This window comes from Streptomyces sp. SPB074, from assembly GCF_000154905.1.
Lineage (GTDB): Bacteria > Actinomycetota > Actinomycetes > Streptomycetales > Streptomycetaceae > Streptomyces.
In genome coordinates, this window is the sequence record NZ_GG770539.1 from 341,176 (window position 1) to 350,101 (window position 8,926).

At 75.6% G+C, this 8,926-nt stretch carries 7 protein-coding genes and 1 pseudogene; 5 read left to right on the forward strand and 3 right to left on the reverse strand.

Annotated features, from left to right (window positions below; translation table 11 throughout):
* The first annotated feature begins 599 nt into the window (after positions 1–599).
* A complete protein-coding gene (locus tag SSBG_RS01420) occupies positions 600–947 on the forward strand; it encodes an SH3 domain-containing protein (RefSeq protein WP_037868664.1) in 348 nt (115 codons plus the stop codon).
* A 76-nt stretch (positions 948–1,023) separates the two neighbouring features.
* Here SSBG_RS01420 and xylA read toward each other — a convergent pair whose 3' ends face one another.
* Complete coding sequence (gene xylA, locus SSBG_RS01425) at positions 1,024–2,190, reverse strand: xylose isomerase (RefSeq protein ID WP_008744456.1); 1,167 nt, start codon at positions 2,188–2,190, stop codon at positions 1,024–1,026.
* Between the two features lie 215 nt (positions 2,191–2,405).
* Between xylA and xylB the strand changes: the two genes are divergently transcribed.
* The 3 genes from xylB (at position 2,406) to SSBG_RS01440 (ending at position 6,150) form a co-directional block, all read left to right on the forward strand.
* Positions 2,406–3,857 carry a xylulokinase gene (xylB, locus tag SSBG_RS01430; protein WP_037868665.1) on the forward strand — a complete coding sequence of 484 codons (1,452 nt, stop codon included), beginning with the start codon at positions 2,406–2,408 and terminating at the stop codon, positions 3,855–3,857.
* Positions 3,858–4,181: 324 nt separating this feature from the next.
* Positions 4,182–5,351, forward strand: coding sequence for an ROK family transcriptional regulator (locus SSBG_RS01435; protein WP_008744458.1), 1,170 nt, complete (start codon positions 4,182–4,184; stop codon positions 5,349–5,351).
* A gap of 196 nt (positions 5,352–5,547) precedes the next feature.
* Positions 5,548–6,150, forward strand: coding sequence for an N-acetylmuramoyl-L-alanine amidase (locus SSBG_RS01440; RefSeq protein ID WP_008744459.1), 603 nt, complete (start codon positions 5,548–5,550; stop codon positions 6,148–6,150).
* A gap of 16 nt (positions 6,151–6,166) precedes the next feature.
* Here SSBG_RS01440 and SSBG_RS01445 read toward each other — a convergent pair whose 3' ends face one another.
* A complete protein-coding gene (locus SSBG_RS01445) occupies positions 6,167–7,273 on the reverse strand; it encodes a branched-chain amino acid aminotransferase (RefSeq protein ID WP_008744460.1) in 1,107 nt (368 codons plus the stop codon).
* Between the two features lie 85 nt (positions 7,274–7,358).
* Entirely contained in the window at positions 7,359–8,291 is a 933-nt protein-coding gene (gene bla / locus SSBG_RS01450) for a class A beta-lactamase (RefSeq protein ID WP_008744461.1), read from the reverse strand.
* A 237-nt stretch (positions 8,292–8,528) separates the two neighbouring features.
* On the opposite strand from bla, the pseudogene SSBG_RS01455 reads away from it, so the two are divergent.
* Positions 8,529–8,926: pseudogene (locus SSBG_RS01455) on the forward strand (NUDIX hydrolase); the annotation flags it as partial.

Consider the following 8,926-nt stretch of genomic DNA (forward strand, 5'->3'; position numbering starts at 1 on the left):
CCGGGTCGAGGGCGAGGTAGGCTGGCCGCGGGAATGCCGACGATGATCAGCAGGGCGGCCCACCAGGGCAGCCAGATGAGCAGGATGAGGCCGACGATGGCACCGCCGACGGCCACCTTGGCTTGAGTGGACATGTCTCTCGTCTCCCCCGGTGATCCTCCGGCCGGGCCGCCGTGCGCCGCCCTGTCCCGGTCGCTCACCTGTCGTCTTGAACGGTTCCGCCGCTCCCACGGTTCCAGTGGAGCCCCGATCCGTCCCGGAGGCAACCCTGATCTTTCTCAGGGTCGCCGCCACACCACCCGCGAAGGCCCGCGGCTCACCACGGCCCCAGCCCCGCGCGAGCCCCTTCCCACGCCCCCTGGCCTTCGCATCCGTAAACCTTTCGCCACCGTCGCCCCGGGGCACGCCAGCGGTTCTGCCTGCGGTCGAACGTGCGCCGGGAACAGGGCGCGGGGCTTTCATTCGCTCCAGCGATTGGCAGGGCGGTCCGCGTCCGAGAGCGTGGGACGCGTCGCAACCGGCGCGGCGGCGGTTCGCCGCGCCGGGACCGGTGGGCACGCCCGTGCCCCCGGCCGTCGTCACCCACCGGGAGAACCCACATGCTCGGTACGAAGATGAAGCGCGTCCTCGCGATGGGCGGGGCGAGCCTCGCGCTCGCCGGGGCGGGCGTCATGGCCGCGAGCCCCGCCTTCGCCGCCACCACCGTCGTCGCCTGGACGCACGGCAACGTCCACGCCGGCCCCGCGCAGGGCGAGCGGGTGGTGAGCTACGTCAACGCGAATTACAGCTACACCGGGCTGTGCTGGCTGGAGGGCGACCTCGTCAGCGATCACGGCATCAGCAACCGCAACTGGGTCCGCCTCCAGCTCAACAGCGGCGGCATCGGCTATGTCAGCGCCGTCTACCTCAAGGGCGACGACAAGGGCAACGTGCCCAACCACTGCTGATCCCCTCCGGATACGCGGCGGGCCCCGCCTCTCCTCGCGCGGAGAGGCGGGGCCCGGCGCCGGTGAGCGGCAGGGGTCAGCCCTGGACGCCCAGCAGGTGGTCCGTGGCGAGCTGGTCGAGCGCCTCGAAGGCCATGCCGCGCTCGGCGGCGGCCTCCACGTCGAAGTCCTCGTACGCGCTCTTGTCGCCGAGCAGGGAGGCGAGGCCGTCCTCGGCGGTGGGCAGGGCGAGCTGGTCGAGACGCGCGGCCTTGAGGGCGTCCCGCACCCTCGGGTCGGCGCGGAAGGCCGCGGCGCGCTCCTTGAGGATGAGGTAGTTGCGCATACAGCCCGCCGCCGAGGCCCACACGCCGTCGAAGTCCTCGGTCCGCGGGGGCTTGAAGTCGAAGTGGCGCGGGCCCTCGTACCCGGCGGTCTCCAGGAGGTCCACGAGCCAGAAGGCGTTGCGCACGTCACCGGCGCCGAAGCGCAGGTCCTGGTCGTACTTGATGCCGTTCTGGCCGTTGAGGTCGAGGTGGAAGAGCTTGCCGGACCACAGCGCCTGCGCGATGCCGTGGGCGAAGTTGAGCCCGGCCATCTGCTCGTGGCCGACCTCCGGGTTGACGCCGTACAGCTCCGGGCGCTCCAGGCGCTCGATGAAGGCGAGGGCGTGGCCGACGGTGGGGAGCAGGATGTCGCCGCGCGGCTCGTTGGGCTTGGGCTCGATGGCGAAGCGGAGGTCGTAGCCCTGCTCGGTGACGTACTCGCCGAGGAGGTCGAACGCCTCCTTCATGCGGTCGAGCGCGAGGCGGATGTCCTTGGCGCCGCCGGACTCGGCACCCTCGCGACCGCCCCAGGCGACGTACGTCTCGGCCCCGAGCTCGGCGGCGAGGTCGATGTTGCGGATGACCTTGCGGAGCGCGTAGCGGCGTACGTCGCGGTCGTTGGACGTGAAGCCGCCGTCCTTGAAGACGGGGTGCGTGAAGAGGTTGGTCGTCGCCATCGGGACGACGAGGCCGTGCGTGTCGAGCGCCTCGCGGAAGCGCTTGACGATGCGCTCGCGCTCGGCGTCGGTGGAGCCGAAGGGGATGAGGTCGTCGTCGTGGAAGGTGACGCCCCAGGCGCCCAGCTCGGCCAGGCGGCGCACGGATTCGACCGGGTCGAGCGCGGGGCGGGTGGCGTCCCCGAAGGGGTCCCGGCCCTGCCAGCCGACGGTCCACAGACCGAAGCTGAACTTGTCCTCGGGGGTGGGCTGGTAGTTCATGCGGCTCCCTCGCCATCGTGTCGTGCGTGCCACGACCTATTTCGTCATGGCGCTTAACAAATTAGACTCCCGAAGCCCGGCTGTGAAGAGCGGGTGCCGATTCGGCCCCGTCGGCGGGTGTCCCACCGCGCCGGACGGAGCAGGACTCGATGGTGGGATCAGCTGGCGGGACGCCGTTCCGGGACGCGGGCGGCGGCGCGAGGGAAGGACGAGGGATGACAGCCGGGGAGCAGGCCGAAGGGCCGTACGTGGTCGGGATCGACACCTCGACGCAGTCCACGAAGGCACTGGTCGTGGATGTGGCGACGGGCCGGGTCGTGGCGAGCGGGCAGGCCCCGCACACGGTGACGACGGGGGCGGGCCGCGAGTCGGACCCGCGCCAGTGGTGGGGGGCGCTGCTGAGCGCCCTGGAGCAGTGCGGGCCGCTCGCGCGGCAGGCGGCGGCCGTCTCGGTCGGCGGCCAGCAGCACGGGCTCGTGACGCTCGACGCGGCCGGGGAGCCGGTGCGGCCCGCGCTGCTGTGGAACGACGTGCGCTCGGCGCCGCAGGCGCGGGAGCTGATCGAGCGGCAGGGCGGGCCCGCGTGGTGGGCGGAGCGGACCGGGAGCGTGCCCGGGTCCTCGTTCACGGTGACGAAGTGGGCGTGGCTCGCGGAGCACGAGCCGGAGGCGGCGAAGAGGGCGGCGGCCGTGCGGCTGCCGCACGACTACCTCACCGAGCGGCTGACCGGCGAGGGCACGACGGACCGGGGTGACGTCTCCGGCACCGGCTGGTGGGCGGCGGGCCCCGAGGCGTACGACGAGGAGATCCTCGGCCTCGTGGGGCTCGACGCGGCGAAGCTGCCGCGCGTCGTGGGGCCCGGCGAGGTCGCGGGCACGGTACGGGGCGACGCGCTGCCCTTCGCCCGGGGCACCCTCGTGGCCGCCGGGACCGGGGACAACGCCGCCGCGGCGCTCGGGCTCGGGCTGCGCCCGGGGACGCCGGTGCTGAGCCTCGGCACCTCGGGAACGGTGTACGCCGTCTCGCCGCGCCGTCCGGCCGACGCGAGCGGTACGGTCGCGGGCTTCGCCGCCGCGCACGGCGACTGGCTGCCGCTCGCCTGCACGCTCAACTGCACCCTCGCCGTGGACCGGGTCGCCGCCCTCCTCGGCCTGGACCGCGAGGCCGTCGAACCCGGCGGGACGCTGAGCTTCCTGCCGTACCTGGACGGGGAACGCACCCCGAACCTGCCGGGAGCCTCCGGGCTGCTCACCGGGCTGCGCCACGACACGAGCGGCGGCCAGCTCCTCCAGGCCGCGTACGACGGGGCGGTCTACTCGCTCCTGGACGCGCTCGGGCTGGTCCTCGACGGCGAGGGGGACGAGAGCGAGCCGCTGCTGCTCATCGGCGGCGGGGCGCGCGGGCGGGCCTGGCAGGACACGGTGCTGCGGCTCTCGGGGCGCCCGGTGCGGGTGCCCGAGGCGAAGGAACTCGTCGCGCTCGGCGCCGCCGCGCAGGCGGCGGGGCTCCTGACGGGCGAGGACCCGGCGGCCGTGGCCCGGCGCTGGGACACGGCGCGCGGCCCGCTCCTGGACCCGGTCGCGAAGGACCACGAGACGCTCGCGCGGATCTCCGGGGTACTCTCCGACGCGGCGCCCCTCCTCGACGGGACCCCGGCCACCGGCTGAGCGGCCGAAGGGGGGCCCGGCCCGGGCCCACGCCCCCGGGCGGGGCGCGCGACCCCGCCGGGAGCGCTCCCGGCGGCACACGAGGAGAGCGGGGCGAGTGGAGTTGACGGCGGTACGGGGTCGTGAGCGGTCCGCGCACGCCGCAGGGCGGTCGCGCGCGGGCCGGGCGGCGGCCCGGGGCGGGCGCCTCGCGCGGCGGACGCGTCTCCCGGAGGCCGGACCGGACCCGGGCCCGTCGCGGGGAGGGGCGGACCCGCACGGTCCCGTGCCCGCTCCCCCGCCGCCTGTTCCCGCCCGTCCCTTCCCGAGCCCCGAGGAGTTCCGATGACCGCCGCGTTGCCCGACACCCAGCAGGGGATGCGCCGCCGGAACCTCGCCCGGGTGCTGCACACGGTGGCCGCGAGCGGGCCGCTCTCGCGGGCCGCCGTCGCGGCGCGGATCGGGCTGACCCGGGCGGCCGTCTCGACGCTCGTGGACGAGCTGATCCGGGCCGGTTTCCTCGACGAGCTGGGGCCCGAGCGGCCCGGCCGGGTGGGGCGGCCAGGATCGGCGCTCGCGGTGAGCGCGCGGGGCCCGGCCGGGCTCGGCGCGGAGATAGGCGTGGACCACCTGTCCGTGTGCGCGGTGGACCTGAGCGGCGAGGTGCGGGCCCGGGTCGTGCGGCCCGTCGACAACCGGGAGCGGGCGGCGAAGCCCCTGCTCGCCGAACTCGGCGGGCTCGTGGACGAGGTGCGTCTGGCGGCCGAGGGGCTGGGCCTGCGGCCTGCCGGGCTCGCGCTCGCGGTGCCCGGGCTCGTCGAGCGGGACCGGCCCTTCGTGGTGCGTGCCCCCAACCTCGGCTGGACCGACACCGATCTCGGGCCGCTGCTGCCGGAGGGGCTGCCGGTGACGGTCGACAACGAGGCCAATTTCGGGGCCCTCGCCGAACTGTGGACGGGCGAGGGCGCGCACGAGAACTTCGTGCACGTCTCGGCCGCCATCGGGATCGGCGCCGCCGTCGTGCTCGGCGGTGAACTCCTGCGCGGTACACGGGGTTTCGCGGGCGAGCTGGGGCACGTCCCGGTACGTCCCGAGGGGCCGTCGTGCCCGTGCGGGGGGCGCGGCTGCCTGGAGCAGTACGCGGGGCAGGAGGCCGTGTGGCGCGCGGCGGGGCTCGCGCCCGGGCAGGAGCCGGTGGGGCTGCTCGCGCAGCGTGCGGCCGAGGGCGACAAGGCGGTGCTCAAGGCGCTGCGCGGGGCGGGGAGCGCGCTCGGGATCGCGCTGTCGGGCGCGGTGAATCTCCTCGACCCGGAGGGCGTCGTGCTCGGCGGCTCGCTGTCGCCGCTCGCGGAGTGGCTGCTGCCGCCGCTGCGCCGCGAGCTGACCCGGCGCACCGCGACGGCGAACCGTCCGGTGACGGTCTCGCGGCTCGGCCGCGAGGGCCCGCTGCTCGGCGCGGCGCACTCGGTCGTCCGGGCGGTGCTGGACGACCCGGTGGCACTCACGGCGGGCTGAGCGGGAGGGGAGCGGACCGGCGCGGCGTGGTGGGGCCGGCCGGGCGGAACACCGAGCTGGACGCGCGTCACGCGGGCGGTTTCGTACGGGAGTTCGCCGTCTTCCGCGCGGCGGCGCCACGCCGTACCGTGCTTTCAAGCGCTCGCCCGCCGCCGTCCCGACCGGACGGGGCACGCCACCAGGAGGCGGAACCGTCGTGGAACACACCGGCCCCGTGCCCAGCCGCCGCGCGCTCCTGCGGGGCGCCGCGCTCGCCGTCGCGCCCGCCGCGCTGCTCACCGGCCCCCCGGCCGCCGCCGCGAAACCGGCCGCCGTCGACTTCCCCGGGGCCGAATGGGTGCCCGCGAGCACCGCCAACTACACGGTCGCGAAGCGGCCTTCGCAGTACCCGGTCGAGTACGTCGTGATCCATGTGACGCAGGAGTACTTCACCGACACGCTGGCCATCTTCCAGAACCCGGCGAAGCAGGTGACCGCGCACTACGTGGTGCGTTCGGCGGACGGCCATCTCGCGCAGTGCGTGCGCGAGAAGGACGTCGCCTGGCACGCCGGGAACTGGGACTACAACACGCGCAGCATCGGGATCGAGCACGAGGGCTGGGTCGACAGGCCCGAGTACTTCACCGACGCCATGTTCGAGGCGTCGGCGGCGCTCACCGCCTCCGTGTGCGAGCGCTACGGCGTCCCGAAGGACAGGGAGCACATCCTGGGGCACGTCGAGGTGCCAGGGACCGACCACACCGACCCGGGCGCGCTGTGGGACTGGACGAAGTACCTCCGCCTCGTCAACCTGGCCTGAGCGCGGCGGGTCCGCCTCACCGCACCCGGTGGAGCCACCCGTGCCGGTCCTCGGTCCTGCCGTACTGGAGGTCGAGGACGGCGCGGCGCAGGGCGAGCGTCGTGGCGCCCGGCGTGCCGTCGCCGACCGTGACGGCGTAGCCCTCGCCCTTGAAGCCCGTGACGGGCGTGAGCACTGCGGCCGTTCCGGCGGCGAAGACCTCGGTCACGGTGCCCTCCGCCACGCGGGAGCGCAACTCGGCCAGCGGGATGGCCCGTTCGACGGGCCGGAGGCCGAGTTCGGGGGCGAGGGCGAGGACCGTGTCGCGCGTGACGCCTTCGAGGATCGTGCCGAGCGCGGGGGTGAGGAGTTCGCCGTCGCGGGTCACGAGGCACAGGTTCATCGTGCCGGACTCCTCGATCGTGCCGTGGCCCGCGCTGTCGAGGTAGAGCACCTGTTCGCAGCCGTGCTCGCGGGCCTCGTTCTGCGCGGCGAGGCTCCCGGCGTAGTTGCCGCCGCACTTGGCGGCGCCCGTGCCTCCGGCCGCCGCGCGCGCGTACGTCTCGGTGACCCACAGCGTGACGCCGGTGACGCCCGAGGGGAAGTAGGGCCCCGCGGGGCTCGCGAGGACCCGGAAGAGGGCCTGCGCGGAGGGGCGGACGCCGAGGAAGGGCTCGGTGGCGATGAGGAAGGGGCGCAGGTAGAGGCTCTGCTCGCCACTGCCCTCCGGCCCGTCCGCGTCCGCCTCGGGGACCCAGTCGGCGTCGGCCCGCACCAGTTCCTCCGCAGCCCGCAGGAAGGCGTCCTCGGGCAGTTCGGGGAGCGCGAGGCGGCGGGCGGAGGCGGCGAAGCGGCGGGCGTTGTCGCGCGGGCGGAACAGCCACAGGCTCCCGTCCGCGTGCCGGTACGCCTTGAGGCCCTCGAAGATCTCCTGGCCGTAGTGGAGGACGGCGGCGCCCGGGTGGAGGGTGAAGGGGGCGAGGGGGCGGATGCCGCCGTCGTGCCAGCCGCGCTCCGTGTCCCAGGCGGCGACGGCCATGTGGTCGGTGAACCAGCGGCCGAAGCCGGGATCGGCGAGGATCGCGCGGCGTTCGGCGCCGGGGAGCGGGTGCGCGGCGCGGTCGAGGGGGAAGTCAAGGCTCATACGCTCTTCCTGACGGTCGGCTGCCCGGGATGCTAGTCCCCGTACCCGCCCCCGCCGGGGAGGAAGCGGGGGCGGGGGTGCCGCGTCAGCCGAGGGCGCGCACGACCACCCGGGTGGCCTCGGCGAGGAGCCGGTCGTCGGCCTCGGCGGTGCGCTCCTCGCGGTAGCTGAGCAGGGTGAGGACGAGCGGGGCGCGGCCCGGCGGACGGATCACGGCGATGTCGCCGCGGGCGCCGTGGTAGCTCCCGGTACCCGTCTTGTCCGCGACCTTCCAGCCTTTCGGCACGCCCGCGCGGATCGTCGCGTCCCCGGTCGTGTTGCGGCTCAGCCAGCCGTTGAGGCGCTGGCGCCGGGGCGTGGTGAGGACGTCGCCGAGGGTGTAGGCGCGGAGGTCGGCGGTGAGCCGGCGGGGGGTCGTCGTGTCGCGGGTCTCGCCGGGTGTCCACCGGCTCAGGAGCGGTTCGACGCGTTCCATGCGGGTGAGGCGGTCCCCGGTCGCCTCGCGGACGAGGGCGCCGAGCGCGCGCGGCCCGCCCAGTTCGGTGAGGAGGACGTTGGCGGCGGTGTTGTCGCTGTAGCGGATCGCGGCGTCGCACAGCGCGTCGCGGCTCATGCCGGTGGCCACGTGCTTCTCGGTGACGGGCGAGTTGGCGACGAGGTCCTCGCGGGAGTAGCGCAGCACGTGGTCCATCGCGCCGGTGCCGTGCTTCTTGAGCACCGCCCCGCACAGGAGGGCCTTGAAGGTGGAGTTGTACGGGAAGCGGGTGTCCGCGTGCCAGGCGACCTCGCGCCCGCTGCCCGTGTCCACGGCGTGGACGCCGAGGTGCGCCCCGTAGGCGCGCTCCAGCGCGGTGAACTCGGCGGCCCGGTCGGCAGCGCGCGGGGCGGGCGAGGCGCTGGAGGCGCGGGCGGGCCCCGGCCGCGCGGCCGGTTCCCCGCCGTCGGCCCCGCAGGCGGTGACCGGCAGCAGGCAGAGCGCGGCGGCGGCGAGCGCGCGGCGGACGCGGGCGGGACGCATGGGATACCTCCGTGGCGGCGTGGGGGCCGTGGGCGCGGGAGGGTGGTTCCCGCGCCGCCATCCCATCACCCCGGGGGCGCGGGCGGCGCGGGGTCGCGGGCCCGCGCGCGTCGTACGCCTTTGCCACCGTGACGTACGCGGGGCGCCGCGCGTTCTCGGTACGGGGCCCGCACGGTGCCCCTCCCCCCATGTCCCCCAGCACGTCCCGCGCGCACGCGCGGGCCCGGAGTCGCCCATATGACCGCGCCCCTCGTCTCCCCCGTCCCGCCGCTCGCGGCGCAGCGTCCCGCCCGGCTGCCCTGGGCGGCGGCCTCCCCGGCCGTGCGGCGGCCGGGCGGGGGCGAGCGGGTGTGCCTCCTCACGGCGGACGGCGGCGCGCCGCCGGAGGAGTTCGCGGCGGCCTCGCTCTCCCTGCGCTCGCTCGAAGCGGGTCCGGGGGCGGGGCCGTGGGACTGGATCGTGGTGCCGGAGCCCGTCGTGGACGTGCCGTCCGGAGCCTGGACGGCCGCGCTGGGCCCGGGCGGGCGGCTGCTGACCCGGCAGCGGCTGCGGGGGCGCACCTACGAGCTGTGCTGGACGCGGGACGCGGACGGCGTCCTGCGCGCGGAGGAGGTGCGGGCGCTGCCCGACCGCGC